Below are 20,645 nucleotides of genomic sequence, written 5' to 3'. Positions count from 1 at the left end.
AAAACTCCCACCTTATATAAATTTACACATCCCGCAGCCTAATACTGCATTAGGTCTGTCACGGTAGCTATAACGATTATAAAAACTCTCCCTCCCTTTAACTGAAAACAATCCTACTGTTGCACCTTTTTTTGCTGCGCCCGTCAAATACATTTCTATATTATTCATAATCAATGCACCAATACCTTGCCTTTGAAAGTCTGGTTCGACAGCCACATCTTGAACATAAAAAAATAAGCCTCCATCACCAATTACACGACCCATTCCAATCAGTCTCTGTTCTTGGCGGATCACGACATGAAATAGTGAGTTATATAAACTAACACTTGCCATCTGTTTATCTACCTCACCCCATCCTACCTTTTCCCTCAAAAAAATATATTCTTCAAGGGTCGGGGCGTTAAATTCCACTTTCAATTTATCGTCTAGCATTAAATATGACTCCTGCTCTAATACACTAAAACCAGTAAGCTTAAATAATTAAAGAAAAAGCGCTTAACCAAATCAACTGCACACCATATGCTAATCTTTGATAAGCCCCTGCATTTGTGCGCTGTTTAAATGCTTTAGTTAGCTTGAAGCAAAAATAACAGGTGACGCAAACAAAGCAGGCTGAAAACACTCTAAAGCTAATGGATAAGTAATCACTTATCGCGATTAAAATTGGCGCGATCAATAATGACAATAGCATAACTAATCCTGCCCAAGAATGGACTTGGCAAGTTACAGTAGGTGATTCTGTATAAGGGTTTGCATCCATTGGGAAATACCCAGCGACCCAAGTTCCTATACCATGGACAATAGAAAGCCAGCCCACTAAAACAACTAATATAGGTGCATTTTCAAGATTAATTACATACCAACCAAAAGCGCAAAAAAGTATGCCTAAAGGGTAGTTGTTTATAAGGGGAGATAATTTTTCTGTCGCACTTCCTGCTGCGCCAAGCTCGCTGCAAAATTGTTTATTATGGCTATAAGTTTAGCGACTGTAAAAACACCAATTACAATCCAAATACTTGCGATAATTGCAGTATAAGCTAATAATTCAAACATAATTTACTTCCATGTGTAGTCAAACTACCATGATAATAAACTCGTTCAGTGACCTTGTATACTTTGCGTATTAAATATGAAAAAAGCAGCCTGAGGTTGGCTGCTTTAGTTTAGGGTAAAATCCATTTCGCGTAAGCACAGGCTAAATTTATGCGTTATCAAACTCTTGTTTTGATAACTCACCGTTGCCATCGGTATCAAGCTCAGCAAATGTTGCTGAGGTAATGCCACCCATTGATGCTTCTTGCTGGCTAAGTGCACCACTGCCATCAATATCTAACTCTTCAAAGTCTACAGCTGCAAAAGCCGCAGATGAAGATGCCAATGCAATAAGTGCTAATGTTTTGTTTAATGTATTCATAATATAATCCTTCAATGTACTATCAAAAAAATGTGTAAATTCAATTGAGACTGTCCTTGTTATCCTTTGTCATGGGCTCCTTGCCCACTTAGATTGTCTTTGGCAACTCAGGATAAACTCAGTTATGCTCTTGAATACTCTTCTTTTGATAACTCACCATTTTGGTCAGCATCACGCTGTGCAAATTGATTAAATAACTCAGCATCTTCTTTTGCTTCAACCAAGCTGATGGCACCATCATCATTTACATCAAGAGTGTTAAAATCTAATGCCTCAAATGCAAATACAGATGATGAACAAGTTATCGCTATAAGTGCTATTGCCTTGCTAAATGAACTCATCACTAAGCTCCTTTCACTGTCGTTTTAAATATTTAAGAAATCCTTTTCAACATTCCATTGCAAAAGAATTAAGCTTTTGAGTACTCTTCTTTTGATAACTCACCATTTTGGTCAGTATCAAGCTCTGCGAACTTGCTTAGTAACTCGGTATCTACTGACGCTTCGCTTTGACTAATTACACCATTACCATCAACGTCTAGGGTGTCGAAATCTGTTGCAGCAAACGCTGCTGATGACGAAGCTAATGCGATTAGTGCTAATGTTTTATTTAACGTGTTCATAATTATATTCCTTCAAGTTATGGCTGCGATTAATTATCGCGTTTCGTTTATTTCAATAAGACTATTACAACTTCGATGCCAAAATTAAAAATAACATTAATATCAATACGTTAAATTGAACCTTTAATTTTTTCGTTTGCTTTAGTAGACCTTTTTGTTGCTATTTAGCAACAACCTCAGCAAAGGAAAATAAATTAACAATATAATCAACTAGTTAAAAATATATAAAATGATACAAAAGTTACACCTAGAGTTTTTTATAAGTCGAGGGAGGGTTGTTGAATATACAAATGAGGAATAAAAAATAAAATAATAGATATTATCTAAATCAAAAAATAGACTAACCAATTGATAATTAATAACAAGTTTGTTTTTCAATGATAATTAAAGATAAGCTAAATACTCAGTTTTGAAATATTAGCTAGTTTGTTGCAAAATAGCGAATATCAGCAAAAGTATCTTAGACTAAAGGTTCTAATACGGAGAGATCGATAAAGTGATCTTTCATAAATTTTTTCATTTCATCTTCACTTGCATGCAGCTGCACACCAAACTGCACCTGAGTTGCCAAACTACGAACACTGCATATTTGGCCACTAAATTCTCTCATCCCCTTATTCTCTTTATCAAGTAAGATATTACACTGAGTGTTTTTGAGGCCTGATAAGTCTTCTTTGCTTTTAATTTCAAACATAACTCCAGTTGCCGAGATGTCTTTAATAACCCCTAGCCACTGGCGTCCATCACTTAGTTTAATTTCTGCAGGCAATAAGGTGGGTATGCGCGTATGTGAGCGTAAACTAAATAATTGTACTTGTGTTGGAAAGTCTATAAAAATCAATCTTGCAGGGTGTGATGCAACTGACATAACTTGTTGGCGAAAGGCAATAACCTGTCCCCCTCCACTTTCAAGTACAGCTCGAATAATAAGCACTACGCCATCTTTAAGATATTCACCTGCGTTATGTAAACGTCTGACCGATGGGTAGTTAAGTACAATAAAACGATTATTGAGAAGCCCAATAAATTCAGTTTTTACTCGTTTGCTGTCTGTGGGAGTCAATATTTCTACATCAACAAGTGTTCCCGCAGTGATCTTACCCAGCTTTTCTAAATTGAGTTGTAACTTCGTTTTTGGCATTCCCTTTCACCACATACTAATATTAATAGAGTATTTATATTAACCTAAATAGAGATAAAACAGCGATAACCCTAAAGTCTGAACTATCCTCGCCAAAATGTTGGTGTAAACAATACTAATAGCGTAAATATTTCTAATCGACCAAACACCATAGCTATGGTTAATAGCCACTTAGCTGCATCGCTCACGGCACCATAATGGCTAGCCACCTCACCAAGCCCTGGCCCTAAGTTATTTAAGCAAGCTGCAGTTGCCGAGAAAGCGGTAATGTTATCCATACCCGTTCCCATCAAAGCTAACATTATAATAACGAATACGAGTGCGTACGCAGAAAAAATCCCCATACAGCTTCAACAACTTTGTCTGGAAGTGCTTTACGACCCAGTTTAATTGAGTAGATTGCCCGAGGATGTACCAACCGATTAAGCTCGCGCACACCTTGTAAGTAAAGCAAGAACACGCGTACGACTTTCATTCCTCCACCCGTTGAGCCCGCGCAACCACCAATAAAACTAGAGAAAATTAACAAGATAGGTAAAAACAATGGCCACGTAGAAAAAGTGTCTGTGGCAAACCCTGCGGTAGTACTCATAGATACAGCTTGGAATAAAGCCTGATCAAGGGTTTCATCACCATTCGCATAAATGTTATTCGACGACAATACTGTAAAACACACAACAACTAATGCTAATTGAATAAACAAAAATACTTTAAACTCTGGATCTCGAATATAAATTTTTAAGTTTCGACTAGAAACGGCAGCATAATGAAGCGTAAAATTTACAGCTGCGATAATTAAAAAGACCACACAGATAAAGTTAATTAGTGGACTATCAAAGTGACCTATTGATGCGTCATAAGTGGAAAAGCCGCCAATAGCTATAGTAGAAAATGCATGGCAAATAGCATCAAACCAATCCATCCCTGCTGCCCAATACGCCAGCATACATGTAATAGTTAGCGATACATAAATGTACCAAAGGTGCTTCGCTGTATCAGCTATACGCGGGGTCATTTTTGAGTCTTTGACTGGGCCAGGTATTTCAGCTCTATATAACTGCATACCACCAACACCAAGCATTGGTAATATAGCAACGGCCAGTACAATAATCCCCATTCCACCAAGCCATTGAAGTTGTTGGCGATAGAATAATACCGATTTAGGTAAATATTCAATCCCTGTTAATACAGTCGCCCCAGTAGTGGTAAGGCCTGAGAATGCTTCAAATACAGCGTCAGCCAGAGAGAGATTTGGTTCTTGCAAAAAGATAAGCGGGATAGAAGCAAATGCCCCCAGCACTAACCAAAATAGCACCACAATTAAAAACCCTTCGCGTGCTTTTAAATCACCATGCTCTTGTCGATTTGGATAATATGCGATTAAGCCAATAACAACACTAAAAATAAATGCTAATACAAATGGTACACCACCACCATCTTTATATATCAATGATACAACTGCTGGCGGGACCATGGTAATACTAAACAGTACAACAAGTTGGCCAAGAATTTTTATTATGGTACGAAATTGCATTTAGCTATCGCTTATTTAGGTATTTTCATTAACTGTTGGTTATTGTCTTACTGTTTAACTTTTAACTCAACCGCGCCATGGCTCAAATCATAAATATCTTTGATTGCTTGAGCTGCCTCGCGGCTATCTATAGTAATAGTCCATTCAATATTAGCAGTAAATTGCTTTTCAATATTAAGTACTTGATATTTTGTTTTTAATAATTGTTCAATAGCACCTTGAACGCTGTAATCAGTAAAACCTGTAAGCTCTACACTGGGTACTTTCACCACAGTGTTTAATTTTGCTAAAGCGTTATTAAGAGAGCCACCGTAAGCACGCACCAAGCCACCGGTACCCAGTTTAATCCCACCAAAATAACGGGTAACTACCGCTGTAATTTCACCCAAGCCAGAGCCAACTAAAACATTTAGCATAGGTTTGCCTGCAGTACCATTTGGTTCTCCATCATCTGAAAAGCCATATACATGACTGCCCCCTGGGTTTCCAGCAACGTGAGCCCAACAGTTATGCCGTGCATCGGCGTACTTTTCTTCAATATTTTTTATAAATGCTTTGGCTGCAGCTAAATCTGGGGTATGTGCAATATGCACAATAAACGTACTTTTTTTTATTTCTTCTTGATGAAACACATCATCTGCAGGGTATTTGTATTCTGACATATTTTACTTAACCAAAAAAATGGGGCCAACAGGCCCCTTCTCTCGCTAGCTTACAACTTAATCTAAGTGTAAGTCGCGCGTCATATTCTCTAAGCTATCTTCGTGTACTATGATGTTATCTTCTATACGAATACCACCAAATGGTTTGAACGCTTCAACTTTTTCCCAGTTAATAAACTGTTTGTTGTCAGTTTGCGCTAAATCACCTAATAATGAATCGATAAAATATAACCCAGGCTCAATCGTAAACACTTGGTTCTTCTCAATTAAACGAGTGCATCGTAAGAACGGGTGCCCTTCTGGTGGAGCTTGGTGACCGCCTTTCTCATCTGCCATAAACCCACCCATATCATGAACTTGCAAACCAAGGTGATGGCCAAGACCATGCGGGAAGAAAGTTGAAGTAATACCGCGTTCAACAATTTCAGCAGCTGGCAGTTTAACAATATTAAAGTCACTCAGTACCTGCGCCATACGTTGGTGACAATCAAGGTGTAACTCACCGTACAGTAAGCCTGGCTTTAAGGCACCGCCTAATGCAATTTGATGTTCAGTCATAACGTTAATCAAATCAGCAAATTCACCTGACTTTTTAAAGTCATAAGTACGGGTAATATCTGCGGCATAACCATTAAAGTTAGCACCAGCATCGATTAAAAATGATTTATGCTCTTTAGGTGCTACTGGGTCAAAGTGCGTATAATGCAAAATAGCGCAATTTTCGTTAAGTGCAACAATGTTGCCATACGGCATTTCGTTTTCACTTTGGCGTGTTGCGATTAAATAGGCTTGTTGAATATCAAACTCAGAAACCACCAGCAAAGAAAGCATCTCGCGCTGCTTTGTGGCCATCTACCGCTATACGGTTTGCTTGGCGTAAACATTCAAGTTCATATTGTGTTTTATATGCACGATGATAGTTTAGATAATTTATAACCGGCTCAGGGTTCATAACGCTAAAGCCAAGCGCTTGCGCTACTTCGAGATACTCACCGATATACGCATACTTTTCTTTATCGTACGGTAATAACTTCTCAACCTGATCTGGCTTTAAAAGAAGTTCAATATCAAAGTAATCAGCCCAAAAATCACGAGGTTCATCAGGTACTTTGTGCCAAAAATCAACGGGGCGATAAAAAATCAGTTTTGGCTTATCACTGCCATTCACTACAATCCAACAGTGAGGATTATCAATGACCGGTAACCAAGCTTTAAAATGAGGATTAACTTTAAACGGGTAATACATGTCGTCTAAAAACTGGCGTTTAGCTTGGCCTGAATGAATCACTAAACCTTCTAAACCTTCACGATCAATAATAGTACGCGTACGCTGTTGCAGTGTTGCAATATGTTCGGCGTATGAAACGGCTAATTTATCCATAGAAAACCCATCTGTTAAATTTAACTTGTGCGAGAGTCTACCATAGACTCATATAACCCCCAATGTAGATACGTCAAAGCGTACCTGAATAAGGTTAACCGCCCATTTTCATGTCGAGTATCGGTTCGAGTATATTACCCTCTCGCCCTAAACGTGTGTGATACACCTGACGATAAGCAAACACATTTTTAACGTAATTACGTGTTTCACGATATGGGATAAGCTCAACCCACAACTCTGCTGGCATAGCGTCATCAGGTAACCAGCGTTTTATACGATGATACCCAGCATTATACGATGCTGTGGCGAGCACTTCATTACCATGATTTTTCTTTTTTAAGTACTCTAAATACTGAGTGCCTAAACGAATATTAGTTTTTGGTTGATTAAGCCGCTTACTCGATACAGTGCTTTTATTTACGTATTTTGCTGTGCTAGGTAGTAACTGCATTAAACCACGTGCATTAGCATGCGAACGTGCATCCGGTGCAAAGGAGCTTTCTCGACGCGATATAGCAATGCTCCAAGTCATATCAATATGATTACGTTTGCTATAGCGTTCAAATAAGTCTTGAAAGGCAAATGGAAAACGCAGCTCAACATAATCCCATGCTTTGATTTGTGCCAAGGTATAAATGGTGCTGTCGTACCAATCAAGCTCTGCCGCAAGCTTTGACGCTGCGAGCTTTTCTTGTTCACTGGAGGTACGTGTAAGATAATTCCACTCTCGTCTCGCTGAGGTAAAACGCTCTAGCTCATAAAGCGCTTTGGCACGCTTAAAACCTGGTGCTTGCGCAACTTCTGCCACTAACGCATCACTGACTTGCAATGGCTGATTGTTTAATTGCACTGGTATATTTAATCTCGCAGCAGCTAAAAACCCGTAGTAATCACGCTCTTTCGCCACCGTTTGCCAAATAGCATTGGCACGTTGTGTATCACCGCGCTGCGCTAAGCTATAAGCAAGCCAATATTGCTGGCCAAGGCTAAGGTTTTCTTTACCTGTAAAAAACGCCACTATGCCCGACCAATCTTGAGCTTTTAACATATTACCCAATTGCCACTGCATTAATTTACGATCTTGGCGTTCCTTAGGAACTTTGTTTAACCAGAACCGCGCTTGTTTATGTCCACTCGATGCTAATGACAAAGCGAAGGTGTAATACACATCTGCTTTTTCCTCATCAGAGTAGGCAAACATTTTATCAAGTTTTTCCCACGCCTTTAGCGCTAAATCTCTATCACGCCAAACTAATCGCTTCACACCATAGTGAGCTATTTCACTTTCTTTAACTGTTTTATTTTTATACCGATAAAGCCCAGCAGCGGCACTTGGATCACTGCGTACTTTTTTGTATAAGTCAGCTAAGTACTGTTCATTTTTCGGGAGTAACGTTTTTAAATACGAAAGTAAACTCCTGTCGCCACCTTGAGCAGCTAAAGTAATACGCTGCCAAACACGATCTTGGTTAAGGTAACCTTTTTTGCTCCATAAACTAAATAACGAGTCGCATTCCTTAGGTTGTGACTTACCAACCACCCACAAATCACTCACTTGGCTTAAAATTGCTTTTTCTGGCGCGCCTAAATCAAGCTGGTATTGCAAGTAAGTACAGGTGAGTTCATTGTTAGTCGTTTTACGATAGTTATTTATGTAAGTAGCCTTGTGATCATGCTTACGCAAATATTGTAGCCAAGATTTACGCACAGGCCATTCAAGTGGTGTGTTTTGATAAACCGTTAAGTAATTTTCTATCTCTGTTTGATACTTCACATTTGGATGTCGCTGCCAATAGGTTTTCTCGACATACGGCTTAAGTGGATGATCCAGGTTATTAATAACGTCTTGAAATTCTTTATAGTCGCTATAACGTACTTTTTTTTCAGCGTCTAAAAACGCGTCATGTTTGTCATTGGCCCCGGCAGAAAAAAGAGGGAGAAATAATGCAGCTGCCGTCCAACCTAATAAATGTTTTTTCATGATGACCTTTACGATTAAAAGTACTCAAAAATAAAAATATAAATTCAGCTAAAAACTTCACCTACACCTTAGCACCAAACCAGCTATATTTTAACCAGTAGTAACACAGCATAGTAAATTTTTCGTTGCATTTTTAATTTAAAGCAAGCACACTGATTGAAATGCAAACTCATCGTACCAGTCTTAGTTCACACACTAGGGAGAATAATAATGTTATATAAGAGCGATTCCTTTGAAGTTGCTTTCATCAAGGATAATATCGCCGAGTTCAAATTTTGTGTTGCAGGTTCTGTAAACACTTTGTCTCAGCAAACCTTGAAAGATTGCGCCTCTGCATTAAAAGAATTAGCAGCAAATACAGATATCAAAGGCATGATTTTTACCAGTGATAAAGACCACTTTATTATTGGCGCCGATATTTTTGAATTTTTACCAACGTTTACTAAACCAGAAGCTGAATTAGTTAACTGGATCAAAGATGCCACTGACGTATTTGACGCATTAGAAGACCTACCTTTCCCAACGTTAAGTGCAATAAACGGCTTAGCACTTGGTGGTGGATGTGAGTGGGTACTTGCTACCGATTATCGCGTTGCCAGTACTACGGCTAAAATTGGCCTTCCAGAAGTTAAACTTGGTATCATGCCTGGTTTTGGTGGTACTGTTCGCTTACCACGCATAGTTGGCGCTGATAATGCGATGCTTTGGATCACTTCAGGCACAGAAAACCGTGCTGCTGACGCCCTAAAGGTAGGTGCAGTTGATGCCGTAGTTAGTGCTGACAAACTTTTAGAGTCAAGTATTTCAACACTTGAACTAGCTATTTCTGGAAAGTTAGATTGGCAAGCAAAGCGTAATGTTAAGCTACAACCGCTTAAACTAAACCGCGTTGAGCAAGGCATGAGCTTTGCAATGGCTGAAGGTATGGTTATGGGTAAAACCAAAGGCCACTATCCTGCACCAGTTATGGCAGTTCGCACTATTAAAGCAGCGGCTAACTGTACTCGCGATGAAGCAATGGCAATTGAAAATGCCAACTTTGCAAAACTAGCTCGTACACCAGAAGCAGCAGCACAAACAGGTATTTTCTTAGCAGACCAATACATCAAAGGTAAAGCACGAAAATCGGCTAAAACCAGCGATGTTGAAATCAAGCAAGCCGCTGTATTAGGCGCAGGCATCATGGGTGGCGGTATCGCTTATCAATCTGCGTATAAAGGCACGCCTATCATAATGAAAGACATCCAGCAGGATGCCCTTGATTTAGGTATGGGTGAAGCATCTAAACTATTAGGTGCTAAAGTTAAACGCGGCCACATGGCAATGGATAAAATGGTTGCCACACTAGGTAAAATCAAACCGACTCTAAATGATAGCGACCTACAAAGCGCAGATATCATTGTTGAAGCGGTTGTTGAAAACCCTAAAGTTAAACAAGCGGTGTTATCACAACTTGAAAAAGACATGCCAGAAGGCACTGTACTTACATCAAACACCTCAACTATTCGTATTGATGAATTAGCTACGGCGCTCGACAAGCCTGAAAATTTCTGCGGTATGCACTTCTTTAACCCAGTGCCTAAAATGCCTCTTGTTGAAATTATTCGCGGTGAAAAAAACCTCAGAGCAAACAATTAATGCAGTGGTAGATTACGCATTAAAATTGGGTAAATCACCGATTGTTGTTAATGATTGCCCTGGCTTCTTTGTTAACCGTGTTTTATTCCCTTACTTTGCAGGCTTTAGCAAGCTCGTTGTTGAAGGCGCTAACTTCGCAAAAGTAGATAAAGTAATGGAAAGCGTATTTGGTTGGCCAATGGGCCCAGCCTACTTACTAGATGTTGTAGGTATTGATACCGCATACCATTGTACCGGTGTTATGGCTGACGGTTTCCCTGAGCGTATGTCTCGTCAAGAGAAAGATCCTGTTACTGTATTTGCCAACGAAAAACGTTATGGTCAAAAGAACAAAGCAGGCTTCTACCAATATGCACCAGACCGCCGTGGTCGCTTGAAAAAAGCCCAAGACCCACAAGCTGTTGAATTACTAAACTCAATCACTGATGCACCAAAAGAATTTGATAAACAAGAAATTATTGACCGCTGTATGGTGCCAATGATTAACGAAGTATTACTTTGTTTACAAGAAGGTATTGTTGCTTCGCCACAAGAAGCAGATATGGCACTTATTTACGGTATCGGTTTCCCTCCATTTAGAGGCGGCGCGTTCCGTTACTTAGATCAAACTGGTTTAGCTAACTTTGTGGCAACAGCCGACAAATATGCTCACCTAGGTGCGATTTACCAAGTATCAGAGCAAACTCGCAAATGGGCTGAAGAAGGCCGTGTATTCTATAAGGTGGAAGGATAAGACCATGAATAATCCAGTAATTGTAGATTGTATCCGCACGCCAATGGGCCGCTCTAAAGGCGGCGTATTCAAACACAAGCGTGCCGAAGACTTAAGCGCCCACTTAATGAAGGGCCTACTTGAACGTAACCCAGCGGTTGATCCTGCATCAATTGATGATATTTATTGGGGTTGTGTACAACAAACTTTAGAGCAAGGCTTTAACGTTGCTCGTAACGCATCATTACTTGCCGGTATTCCGCATTCAGTACCAGCAACGACAGTAAACCGCTTATGTGGCTCATCTATGCAAGCATTGCATGACGCTGCTCGCGCTATTATGACTGGCGCTGGTGACACTTACCTCATTGGTGGTGTTGAGCACATGGGCCACGTACCTATGACACACGGTAATGACTTTCACCCAGGCTTAGCAACATCAATTGCACAAGCGTCTGGTTCAATGGGTTTAACTGCAGAGTACCTTGCTACTATTCACGGCATTAGCCGTCAGCAGCAAGATGAATTTGCATACCGTTCACACCAACGTGCACATGCTGCAACTGTTGAAGGCCGCTTCCGCCGCGAAATTCTCGCAATGGAAGGTCACGATGCAGATGGCTCATTAATTCTTGTTGAAGACGACGAAGTAATTCGCCCAGAAACAACAGTAGAAGGCCTATCGCAGCTACGTCCAGTATTTAACCCTGCTACGGGCTCTGTTACTGCTGGTACTTCTTCAGCACTTTCGGACGGCGCATCAGCAATGCTAGTAATGAGCGAAGAAAAAGCCAAAGCATTGGGCCTACCAATTCGTGCTCGTGTTAAAGCAATGGCGGTTGCGGGTTGCGATCCATCAATCATGGGTTACGGCCCAGTACCAGCAAGTAAAAAAGCACTTGCACAAGCGGGTATCACTATTGATGACATCGACGTTGCTGAACTTAACGAGGCATTCGCAGCACAATCATTACCCGTATTAAAAGACTTAGGTCTTGCAGATGTGGTTGATGAAAAAGTGAATCTAAATGGTGGCGCAATTGCACTTGGACACCCGCTTGGTTGTTCTGGTTCGCGTATTAGCACATCATTAATTCACTTAATGGAAGACAAAAACGCAAAATATGGTTTAGCGACTATGTGTATTGGTTTAGGCCAAGGCATCGCAACTGTATTTGAGCGTGTACAAGACTAATTAGCTTATACACGTAACCAACTCTTGGTGATAAAAGGCCGCGCTGATTTATAAATCAACGCGGCTTTTTTTATATGCTGTGCTTTGTAGCTTAAAAAGCATAACTGAAGTGACTTTATTTATTGCAGCGAGGTCGTTAAACTAGCAGCCTTAAATTAATCGTTAAGCGCCACTTGATAAAGGTCACCGCCATGAGTTTTGATAATCCCGATCACCAATTAGACGCCATCGGCCTACGTTGCCCAGAGCCTGTCATGATGATCCGCGGTGCGGTACGCAAAATGGCAGAAGGCGAAACCTTACTAATCATCGCCGACGACCCATCCACTACCCGTGATATCCCTAGTTTCTGCACATTTATGGATCACACGTTGGTGGCTAAAGAAGTTGACGCCGTGCCGTATCGGTATTTGGTGAAGAAAGGATTGTAGGTTGAGTGAAACGAAACCCAACAGAAAATTATTCTACGTCTACACTGATATTTACAGCATCAATTCCCCAATCAACAGCTAATGTCCCTGAATTTACATATTTATGAAAACTAGAATATGGCCAATCAACAGCTCTGGTTACATATTTATGTTTCACAGGATTATAATGAATGTAGTTAATATGGTTTTGCAGATCATTATCGTCTCTAATTTTATGCTCCCAGTAACGACGTTGCCATATGCCTCGCTCAGATTTAGCAATTCGGCTTTTGCTGCGAAACTCATCTATCGGTAATGAGCGTGAGAAGTTACTTTTAATTAATCGCCAGCGCAAAGCATAGCCGCTATCATTTTCAGGAAGTTGCCATAGAGCATGTAGGTGATCGGGCATGATAACAATTGCAATTGTTTCTAGTGGGTACCTTTTAATAACTTTTGAGTAAGCACTTCGCAATAAATCAATATATTGTGTTAGGTATTCTTTATTTCTGTCTTCTAGAGTCAATGTGAAAAAATAACAAGCTCCAGAGTCTAAAACCCGCCTATATTGCATCTATATTCATCCATGAACAATTGGAATTTTTTAATTATAGAACACAAAGTAAATTAGGCACATGTAGGTTGGGTTGAGTCTTGCGAAACCCAACATTTATAAAGGTAACCATCACTCATTCACAACCTAAATACATTGTTATATATGTTTGAGTAAAAGTATTTACCTAACTTGTGTTGGGTTTCGTTTCACTCTACCCAACCTACAGCTTACAGCTCTTATTTCTTGGTTATCGTCACTTTCGGTTCATCGAAATTACGATAGTCGATGCTAACAATGTAGCTGCCTTTGATTGCTGGGGTAAAGCTAAAGTAATTATAGATGGTATTACAATCGGCGGTGGCGGCTTGGCCGAGTATTAATGACTGCCCTGTTGGTGCGGCTTCGCTGTAACCACAATTGTACCCTTCACTAAAGTCTGCATCGGCAATTTTAAATTCGTATACTTTACCAGGTGTTGAAAACTTAACATTGGCTTGGTAAATCGCGGGGGCAACTTGCTCAAACTGATATTGTGGTTCTGCATCCCATAAGGTGAAATCACCGCGTAAGTACATGGTTTTGTCTAGCTCTTTACTAGGCAATACATCATCAATACTTGGGAGTTGGACCTGACTCGAACATGCGGTTAATAAGCTAACTACCGCAAGCGTTAAAATACGTTTCATAGGTTAACCTCTTATACAAAAAAGCCAGCATAGCTGCTGGCTTTTTAAGCTAGGCTGAACTTACTTCTGTAGTACAGAAATATCAGCAATATCTAAAAATAAGCTACTTAATTGGCTCAGTAAGGCTAAACGGTTTTGCTTAACGGCTTCATCATCTGCCATCACCATGACATTATCAAAGAAGTTATCAACACTTTCGCGGATACCTGCTAATTGCGCTAATGCTTCTTGGTAATCGCCTGCGGCATATAATGGGGCAAGATCAGTTGCGAACTTAGCAACCTGTGAAGCAAGTACTTTTTCAGCATCATCACTTAGTAAGCTCTCATCGACCTTACCTTGGCTTGTAATGTCATTCTTAGCCAATATGTTACTTACGCGCTTATTCGCTGCTGCAAGTGCTTCTGCGGCGTCTAATGTACGGAAGTGACTTACCGCTTTAACTCGGCGGTCAAAATCAACAGGCTTAGTTGGGCGACGTGCCAGTACCGCTTGAATTACATCGACTTGAATACCTTCATCTTGATACCAAGCGCGGAAGCGACCAAGCATAAACTCAAATACATCGGTTGATACATTTAAGTTAGTTAGCTTTTCGCCAAATAAGCTTTGTGATTTAGCAACTAAGTCTAGAATGTCTAACGGCAGCTCTTTCTCTACCATGATACGTAACGCACCAATCGCTGCACGGCGAAGTGCAAACGGGTCTTTATCGCCTTTTGGCGCTTGGCCAATTCCGAAGATACCCACTAGCGTGTCAAACTTATCAGCAATCGCAACCGCACAGCTGATTAAGTTTGTTGGTAAACTGTCGCCTGCAAAGCGCGGCATGTACTGCTCATTTTGCGCAATGGCTACGTCTTCGGCTTCACCGTCATGACGTGCGTAATGCATGCCCATAACACCTTGTACGTCAGTAAATTCCATCACCATTTCGGTCATTAAGTCTGTTTTACTTAGTAAGCCGGCGCGCTCCGCCAGTGTTTTATCTGCACCTAGTTGCTCAGCAATGTAACCAGCAAGTGCTGCAATACGCTCTGACTTATCTTTCAACGTACCCAGTTGTTTTTGGAACAATACGCTATCAAGTGATTCTAAGCGGCTTTCTAAGGTTTTCTTTTTGTCTGTTTCAAAGAAGAACTGCGCATCCGCTAAACGTGGGCGCACTACTTTTTCGTTACCCGCAATAACAACACTTGGGTTTTTGCTTTCAATGTTTGAAACAAACAAAAACTTGTTAAGTAACTTGCCATCTTGATCTAGTAACGGGAAGTATTTTTGGTCGTCTTTCATGGTGTAGATCAGCGCTTCTGCTGGTACATCTAAAAACGCTTCTTCGAAAGTTGCGGTCAGTGTCACTGGCCACTCAACTAAAGAAGTTACTTCTTCTAGCAAGTCTTCATCCATCGCAACCACCGCATTAACTGCTTTTGCTGCAGCTTCAATTTGGCTACGAATTTGTGCTTTACGTTCCTCGTAATCGGCAACAACGTGTGCAGATTTAAGTACGTCAAAAACTTCATCAGCATGGTTAATGTTAATTTTTTCTGGATGATGAAAACGGTGCCCTTGAAGCTGGTTACTTATTGCTTTACCAAGTACTTCGCCTTCTATTAGCTTATCGCCAAACAAAATAGTGGCAGTATGTACCGGTCGAATAAATTGTGTTTTATTCGTGCCCCAACGCATTGGTTTTGGGATCGGTAATTTTGCTAGCGCTTTATTTACTACATCATTCAATAAAGCAGTGGTTTCTTTACCTGCCACTTTAGCTATGTGTAATAACCATGCGCCTTTATCTGTTTCTAGTGTTTGTGCTTCACTTACGTCGATTCCACAGCCTCGTGCCCAACCCATGGCCGCTTTAGTTGGGTTACCTTCACTGTCAAATGCAGCTTTAGTTGCAGGGCCACGCTTTTCAACTTCTTTATCTTGTTGCTTAGCTTCAAGCGCTGCCACTTGTAAACCTAAACGACGTGGTGATGCATACCATTTCACGCCTTGGTGTGCTAACTCTAAGCTCTCAAGTTCAGCTGTTAGATTTTCTGCAAATGCTTCTGCTAATTTACGCAGTGCTTTTGGTGGCAGCTCTTCGGTGCCAATTTCTACTAATAAGTTTTGTGCTGACATGGTTAATCCTTACAAAGCGGGAAGCCAAGGGCTTCGCGTGCATCATAATAACTTTGTGCACATGCTTTTGATAATGCACGAACACGTAATATATAACGTTGACGCTCTGTCACAGAAATAGCATGACGCGCATCAAGCAAGTTAAATGCGTGCGATGCTTTCATTACTTGCTCGTAGGCAGGTAATGGTAAGCCAGCTTCAATTAGCTTTTCGCTCTCAGCTTCACATTTATCAAACTGTGCAAATAAGTCTGCAACGTTTGCGTGTTCAAAGTTATAAGTTGATTGCTCGACTTCGTTTTGATGGAATACATCACCATAGGTAACGCGTCCCATTGGACCATCTGCCCATACCAGATCGTAAATACTGTCTACGCCCTGAATATACATAGCTAAACGCTCAAGGCCATAAGTAATTTCACCAGTGACTGGTGAACACTCTAAGCCACCGACTTGTTGGAAGTAGGTAAACTGTGTTACTTCCATACCGTTTAACCAAATCTCCCAACCTAGGCCCCAGGCACCTAATGTAGGTGATTCCCAGTTGTCTTCTACGAAGCGCACTTCATCTGTTAGCGTATCTATGCCTACAGCTGCTAAAGAGCCTAAGTAAAGCTCTTGGATGTTCTCTGGTGATGGCTTTAATACTACTTGAAATTGGTAGTAATGTTGTAAGCGGTTAGGGTTTTCACCATAGCGGCCATCTGTAGGACGACGACACGGTTGTACGTAGGCGCTAGACATTGGTTCAGGGCCAATAGACTTTAAGAATGTTTGTGGGTGGAATGTACCCGCGCCAACTTCCATATCGAGTGGCTGAATAATGACACAGCCTTGCTGTGCCCAGTAATCCTGTAAAGCCAGGATCAAACCTTGAAAGGTTTTAACGTCATATTTTTGCATATTTGGCTTTTAGTATCTGCTGTGATGTAGCGTGAATATTACCCTCAGTATACCTTGTGCGTAGTCATGTTTTAAGCAGTTTGTGCAATTGCAGCCAATAAAAAAGGAGCCAATTGGCTCCTTTTTTAAATTATTACTCGCAATTAAACATCTAGGTTAACTACGCGTAGTGCGTTCGTTTCGATAAATTCACGACGAGGCTCTACTTGATCCCCCATTAATGTAGCAAACAACTGATCTGCACCAACAGCATCTTCAATGGTTACTTGCAGCATACGACGAGCATCAGGGTCCATTGTAGTTTCCCACAGTTGACTTGGGTTCATTTCGCCAAGTCCTTTATAACGCTGTATATAGATCCCACGCTTAGACTCTGCAATCAACCAATCCAATGCATCCACAAAGTTATCAACAGCTTTTGTTTTTTCACCACGTTGGATATATGCCCCTTCAGAGATGATATTGGCAATGTTTTTACCTGTTACGGCAATACGTTGGTAATCTCTTGAAGTAATAAAGTCATAATGTAATACGTGTGCTTTATCCACACCATGCTGACGAATATTCACAACTGGGTAATATAAATTACGCTCAGTATCGTACTCAGTACCGGCATGGAAAATCGTTGCATCTTCGTCACGCTCGATTAAGTCATCTACAAGTTCTTTGGTCCACGCGATTACTTTCTCTTCATCAGCAAGATGCTCAACTTTAAGCTCGCTTTGATAAATCAAACGATTCATAACCGTATTAGGGTATTTACGTTTTAATCGCTCAATTACTTTTACTGTATTTTGGTAATCGTGAACAATACTTTCAAGTGCTTCACCTTCAAGTGCTGACGCATCTGCACCGGTATAAAGTGCTGCACCATTTAGTGCTAACGATGTTAAGTAATCAACTAATGCAGGATCATCTTTGATATAGCGTTCTTGCTTACCTTTTTTCACTTTATAAAGTGGTGGTTGCGCAATATAAATATAGCCACGTTCAACAATTTCTGGCATTTGACGATAGAAAAAGGTCAATAGTAAGGTACGAATGTGAGAACCATCCACGTCAGCATCGGTCATGATAATGATGCGGTGATAACGTAATTTTTCAGGGTTATACTCGTCACGACCAATACCACAACCTAATGCTGTGATCAGTGTCGCTACTTCTTGCGAAGATAACATTTTATCAAAACGTGCTTTTTCAACGTTTAAGATTTTACCTTTAAGCGGAAGAATCGCTTGATTCTTACGGTTACGACCCTGCTTGGCTGAACCGCCAGCTGAGTCACCCTCCACTATGTATAGTTCAGATTGTGCGGGGTCTTTCTCTTGGCAGTCAGCTAGTTTACCCGGTAAACCGGCTAAATCCATAGCACCTTTACGACGAGTCATTTCACGTGCTTTACGTGCAGCTTCACGTGCCCGTGCCGCATCAATAATTTTACCAACAACGATTTTTGCATCCATTGGGTTTTCTAATAAAAACTCAGTGAATTTTTCAGCCATTGCTTGCTCAACCGCAGACTTAACTTCACTCGATACTAGCTTGTCTTTTGTTTGCGATGAGAATTTTGGATCAGGAACTTTAACACTCACAACTGCAGTTAAGCCTTCACGTGCATCGTCGCCCGTTGCATTACTGGTTGTTTTAGCTTTCTTGTTAAAGCCTTCTTTTTCCATATAGTTATTAAGCGTACGAGTTAGCGCAGATCTAAAGCCCGCTAAGTGAGTACCACCATCACGCTGTGGAATGTTATTTGTGAAACAGTATATGTTTTCTTGGAACGCATCATTCCACTGCATAGATACTTCAACGCTAATACCATCTTCTTCACGTTCGTGAGTAAAATGGAAAACACCTTTATGTACTGGGTTTTTATTACGATTTAGATATTCAACAAATGCTTGAATACCCCCTTCGTATTTGAAGTGATCTGATTTATTTTCTTCTCGCTCATCCGTTAAGATGATGCTCACACCTGAATTCAAGAATGATAATTCGCGTAATCGTTTGGCTAAAATATCATAATGGAAATCTAAGTTAGTAAACGTTTCAGCACTTGGCCAAAAGCGTAATTCTGTACCTGAGCTATCAGAGTCACCAATAACTGCTAGTGGTGCATCTGGTACACCCATGGTGTAAGTTTGCTCGTGTAACTTACCTTCACGGCGAACAGTTAGTTTTAGTTTTTCTGATAGTGCATTTACAACGGAAACACCCACACCGTGTAAGCCACCTGATACTTTATAAGAGTTATCATCAAACTTACCACCAGCATGAAGTACCGTCATAATAACTTCAGCAGCAGATACACCTTCTTCTTCATGGATTGAAGTTGGAATACCACGACCGTTATCTCGAACAGAGACTGAACCGTCTAAATGAATTGTGACAAAGATGTCATCACAGTGGCCAGCTAAGGCTTCATCAATAGAGTTATCAACGACCTCAAACACCATGTGGTGTAAGCCTGTGCCATCATCGGTGTCCCCTATATACATTCCAGGACGCTTTCTTACTGCGTCTAATCCTTTTAGTACTTTAATACTCGACGAATCGTAATTCTCAGACATGGTTAATCCCACTTATCTTGTTATTAGGTTGCCATGTTTCACGTGGAACATTTGTAGTTCTCGTTGCATGGGTTCCACCACAGCAGAAATACTTTCAGACTCAATTGCAGAGATAAATATTTGAGAATTACAGTGCGACAATAATTGGCCGACCTTCTCTTTTGTATCTTCTCCAAGTTCTGAAGGTAAATCATCTATTAGCAATATAGATTGCTTTTCAGTCTCTGATTCAATCAAACTATTTTGCGTTACTTTTAACGCATAAAGCAATAGTTTCAATTGACCGCGGGAAAATGTATTTTCAACACTATTACCAGAGACACTAAAATTAAAATCGGCCTTATGTGGGCCTTTACTTGTAAAACCTTGGCGGCTATCGCGTTCAAAGTTTTGCTCAAGCGCTTCGCTTAAAGACTCTGTCTCTTTCCAGCCAGCTTGATAGTTTATTTCTAAATCGCTAATAAGCGTTAAGTCTGCACACATTTTATCAAAAAACTGCTGCTTAAACCTACTTATATACGCAATTCTTAAAGTATTTATTTGTTCAGCCAGTCTAACAAATTCTTTATCCCAAAACCTAATTTGGTCAAAATAATTTCTAGGTTTGCTTTTTAATAATGCATTACGCTGCTTTAGTACTTTATTGAATGATTGCCACAAATAAAAGAAGTCTTGTTCCACGTGGAACAATCCCAAATCTAAAAATTTACGACGTTCTTTTGGGCCACCAAAAAATAACGAATAGCTCTCAGGCGTAATAACCTGAACAGGCATGAGTTGTGCGAGCTCAGAGACTCTACGGCTAGTTTTCCCTTGAATCTTAAGCTCTGTATCTCCATTTAAGCTTTTGCTGATACCGATAGGTATAGATAAGTTATAAAGCGCTTTTCGACCATGAATCGTAAACTTACTTTGCTGGTGCTTTATGATGCTTTTATGTTTAGGTGTACGAAATGATTTGCCATGAGAAAGGTAATAAATAGCCTCTAAAAGGCTGGTTTTACCACTGCCATTATCACCGTAAATTACATTAATACCGTTTATAGGCTCTAATGTAAGCGCCTCAATATTTCTAAAATCATTGAGGCTTAAATGACTTAAACTCATAGAA

At 40.4% G+C, this 20,645-nt stretch carries 15 protein-coding genes and 4 pseudogenes; 3 read left to right on the top strand and 16 right to left on the bottom strand.

Going from position 1 to position 20,645, the window contains the following annotated elements; all coding sequences use genetic code 11:
* Window positions 1-12: 12 nt before the first annotated feature.
* From ACU8V8_RS16660 to ACU8V8_RS16615, 10 genes and pseudogenes are all read right to left on the bottom strand, one after another.
* The gene (locus ACU8V8_RS16660) at window positions 13-432 is read right to left on the bottom strand and encodes a GNAT family N-acetyltransferase (protein ID WP_446888236.1); all 420 of its coding nucleotides are present in this window, start codon (window positions 430-432) and stop codon (window positions 13-15) included.
* Between the two features lie 40 nt (window positions 433-472).
* Window positions 473-1,053 (bottom strand): annotated as a pseudogene (locus ACU8V8_RS16655) (DUF998 domain-containing protein).
* 148 nt (window positions 1,054-1,201) lie between these two features.
* Window positions 1,202-1,414, bottom strand: a complete 213-nt coding sequence (locus ACU8V8_RS16650; protein ID WP_446888235.1) for a calmodulin — start codon at window positions 1,412-1,414, stop codon at window positions 1,202-1,204.
* 122 nt (window positions 1,415-1,536) lie between these two features.
* Entirely contained in the window at window positions 1,537-1,755 is a 219-nt protein-coding gene (locus ACU8V8_RS16645; protein ID WP_087533887.1) for a calmodulin, read from the bottom strand.
* Between the two features lie 68 nt (window positions 1,756-1,823).
* Window positions 1,824-2,036: a calmodulin gene (locus ACU8V8_RS16640; RefSeq protein WP_446888234.1), complete on the bottom strand. Its 213-nt coding sequence runs from the start codon at window positions 2,034-2,036 to the stop codon at window positions 1,824-1,826.
* 460 nt (window positions 2,037-2,496) lie between these two features.
* On the bottom strand, window positions 2,497-3,177 hold the full coding sequence (locus tag ACU8V8_RS16635) for a PilZ domain-containing protein (RefSeq protein WP_446888233.1): 681 nt from the start codon (window positions 3,175-3,177) through the stop codon (window positions 2,497-2,499).
* A gap of 83 nt (window positions 3,178-3,260) precedes the next feature.
* Window positions 3,261-4,711, bottom strand: a pseudogene (locus ACU8V8_RS16630) (TrkH family potassium uptake protein).
* A gap of 47 nt (window positions 4,712-4,758) precedes the next feature.
* Window positions 4,759-5,373 (bottom strand): YigZ family protein, encoded by a 615-nt coding sequence (locus tag ACU8V8_RS16625; RefSeq protein WP_446888232.1) that lies wholly within the window; start codon window positions 5,371-5,373, stop codon window positions 4,759-4,761.
* Between the two features lie 57 nt (window positions 5,374-5,430).
* Window positions 5,431-6,754 (bottom strand): annotated as a pseudogene (gene pepQ, locus ACU8V8_RS16620) (Xaa-Pro dipeptidase).
* Window positions 6,755-6,848: 94 nt separating this feature from the next.
* Window positions 6,849-8,735, bottom strand: a complete 1,887-nt coding sequence (locus ACU8V8_RS16615; RefSeq protein WP_446888231.1) for a transglycosylase SLT domain-containing protein — start codon at window positions 8,733-8,735, stop codon at window positions 6,849-6,851.
* A gap of 210 nt (window positions 8,736-8,945) precedes the next feature.
* Here ACU8V8_RS16615 and fadB point away from each other — a divergent pair.
* The 3 genes and pseudogenes from fadB (at window position 8,946) to tusA (ending at window position 12,711) form a co-directional block, all read left to right on the top strand.
* Window positions 8,946-11,106 (top strand): annotated as a pseudogene (gene fadB / locus ACU8V8_RS16610) (fatty acid oxidation complex subunit alpha FadB).
* 4 nt (window positions 11,107-11,110) lie between these two features.
* Window positions 11,111-12,280 carry an acetyl-CoA C-acyltransferase FadA gene (fadA, locus tag ACU8V8_RS16605; RefSeq protein WP_087533895.1) on the top strand — a complete coding sequence of 390 codons (1,170 nt, stop codon included), beginning with the start codon at window positions 11,111-11,113 and terminating at the stop codon, window positions 12,278-12,280.
* 191 nt (window positions 12,281-12,471) lie between these two features.
* Window positions 12,472-12,711 carry a sulfurtransferase TusA gene (tusA, locus tag ACU8V8_RS16600; protein ID WP_421962069.1) on the top strand — a complete coding sequence of 80 codons (240 nt, stop codon included), beginning with the start codon at window positions 12,472-12,474 and terminating at the stop codon, window positions 12,709-12,711.
* Window positions 12,712-12,739: 28 nt separating this feature from the next.
* Here the strand turns inward: tusA and ACU8V8_RS16595 are convergent, their stop codons facing one another.
* The 6 genes from ACU8V8_RS16595 to recF all read right to left on the bottom strand — a co-directional run bounded on the left by ACU8V8_RS16595 (window position 12,740) and on the right by recF (window position 20,641).
* Entirely contained in the window at window positions 12,740-13,264 is a 525-nt protein-coding gene (locus ACU8V8_RS16595) for an REP-associated tyrosine transposase (protein WP_446888230.1), read from the bottom strand.
* Between the two features lie 218 nt (window positions 13,265-13,482).
* Window positions 13,483-13,932, bottom strand: coding sequence for a hypothetical protein (locus ACU8V8_RS16590; RefSeq protein ID WP_446888229.1), 450 nt, complete (start codon window positions 13,930-13,932; stop codon window positions 13,483-13,485).
* A 60-nt stretch (window positions 13,933-13,992) separates the two neighbouring features.
* Entirely contained in the window at window positions 13,993-16,062 is a 2,070-nt protein-coding gene (gene glyS, locus ACU8V8_RS16585; RefSeq protein ID WP_446888228.1) for a glycine--tRNA ligase subunit beta, read from the bottom strand.
* Window positions 16,063-16,064: 2 nt separating this feature from the next.
* Window positions 16,065-16,964: a glycine--tRNA ligase subunit alpha gene (gene glyQ, locus ACU8V8_RS16580; protein WP_087533901.1), complete on the bottom strand. Its 900-nt coding sequence runs from the start codon at window positions 16,962-16,964 to the stop codon at window positions 16,065-16,067.
* A gap of 143 nt (window positions 16,965-17,107) precedes the next feature.
* Window positions 17,108-19,534, bottom strand: a complete 2,427-nt coding sequence (gyrB, locus tag ACU8V8_RS16575; protein ID WP_446888227.1) for a DNA topoisomerase (ATP-hydrolyzing) subunit B — start codon at window positions 19,532-19,534, stop codon at window positions 17,108-17,110.
* A 12-nt stretch (window positions 19,535-19,546) separates the two neighbouring features.
* Window positions 19,547-20,641: a DNA replication/repair protein RecF gene (gene recF, locus ACU8V8_RS16570; protein ID WP_446888226.1), complete on the bottom strand. Its 1,095-nt coding sequence runs from the start codon at window positions 20,639-20,641 to the stop codon at window positions 19,547-19,549.
* Window positions 20,642-20,645: the final 4 nt, after the last annotated feature.

It is taken from the genome of Pseudoalteromonas sp. SaAl2, from assembly GCF_052947895.1.
Note: the sequence above shows the minus strand (reverse complement) of the source record. Positions and strands in the feature narration are given on the sequence as shown.

Excerpts from the sequence above, each read along its gene's own strand:
- ACU8V8_RS16660 (WP_446888236.1), bottom strand. The coding sequence starts at position 432 with ATGCTAGACGATAAATTGAAAGTGGAATTTAACGCCCCGACCCTTGAA.
- ACU8V8_RS16650 (WP_446888235.1), bottom strand. The coding sequence starts at position 1,414 with ATGAATACATTAAACAAAACATTAGCACTTATTGCATTGGCATCTTCA.
- ACU8V8_RS16645 (WP_087533887.1), bottom strand. The coding sequence starts at position 1,755 with ATGAGTTCATTTAGCAAGGCAATAGCACTTATAGCGATAACTTGTTCA.
- ACU8V8_RS16640 (WP_446888234.1), bottom strand. The coding sequence starts at position 2,036 with ATGAACACGTTAAATAAAACATTAGCACTAATCGCATTAGCTTCGTCA.
- ACU8V8_RS16635 (WP_446888233.1), bottom strand. The coding sequence starts at position 3,177 with ATGCCAAAAACGAAGTTACAACTCAATTTAGAAAAGCTGGGTAAGATC.
- ACU8V8_RS16625 (WP_446888232.1), bottom strand. The coding sequence starts at position 5,373 with ATGTCAGAATACAAATACCCTGCAGATGATGTGTTTCATCAAGAAGAA.
- ACU8V8_RS16615 (WP_446888231.1), bottom strand. The coding sequence starts at position 8,735 with ATGAAAAAACATTTATTAGGTTGGACGGCAGCTGCATTATTTCTCCCT.
- fadA (WP_087533895.1), top strand. The coding sequence starts at position 11,111 with ATGAATAATCCAGTAATTGTAGATTGTATCCGCACGCCAATGGGCCGC.
- tusA (WP_421962069.1), top strand. The coding sequence starts at position 12,472 with ATGAGTTTTGATAATCCCGATCACCAATTAGACGCCATCGGCCTACGT.
- ACU8V8_RS16595 (WP_446888230.1), bottom strand. The coding sequence starts at position 13,264 with ATGCAATATAGGCGGGTTTTAGACTCTGGAGCTTGTTATTTTTTCACA.
- ACU8V8_RS16590 (WP_446888229.1), bottom strand. The coding sequence starts at position 13,932 with ATGAAACGTATTTTAACGCTTGCGGTAGTTAGCTTATTAACCGCATGT.
- glyS (WP_446888228.1), bottom strand. The coding sequence starts at position 16,062 with ATGTCAGCACAAAACTTATTAGTAGAAATTGGCACCGAAGAGCTGCCA.
- glyQ (WP_087533901.1), bottom strand. The coding sequence starts at position 16,964 with ATGCAAAAATATGACGTTAAAACCTTTCAAGGTTTGATCCTGGCTTTA.
- gyrB (WP_446888227.1), bottom strand. The coding sequence starts at position 19,534 with ATGTCTGAGAATTACGATTCGTCGAGTATTAAAGTACTAAAAGGATTA.
- recF (WP_446888226.1), bottom strand. The coding sequence starts at position 20,641 with ATGAGTTTAAGTCATTTAAGCCTCAATGATTTTAGAAATATTGAGGCG.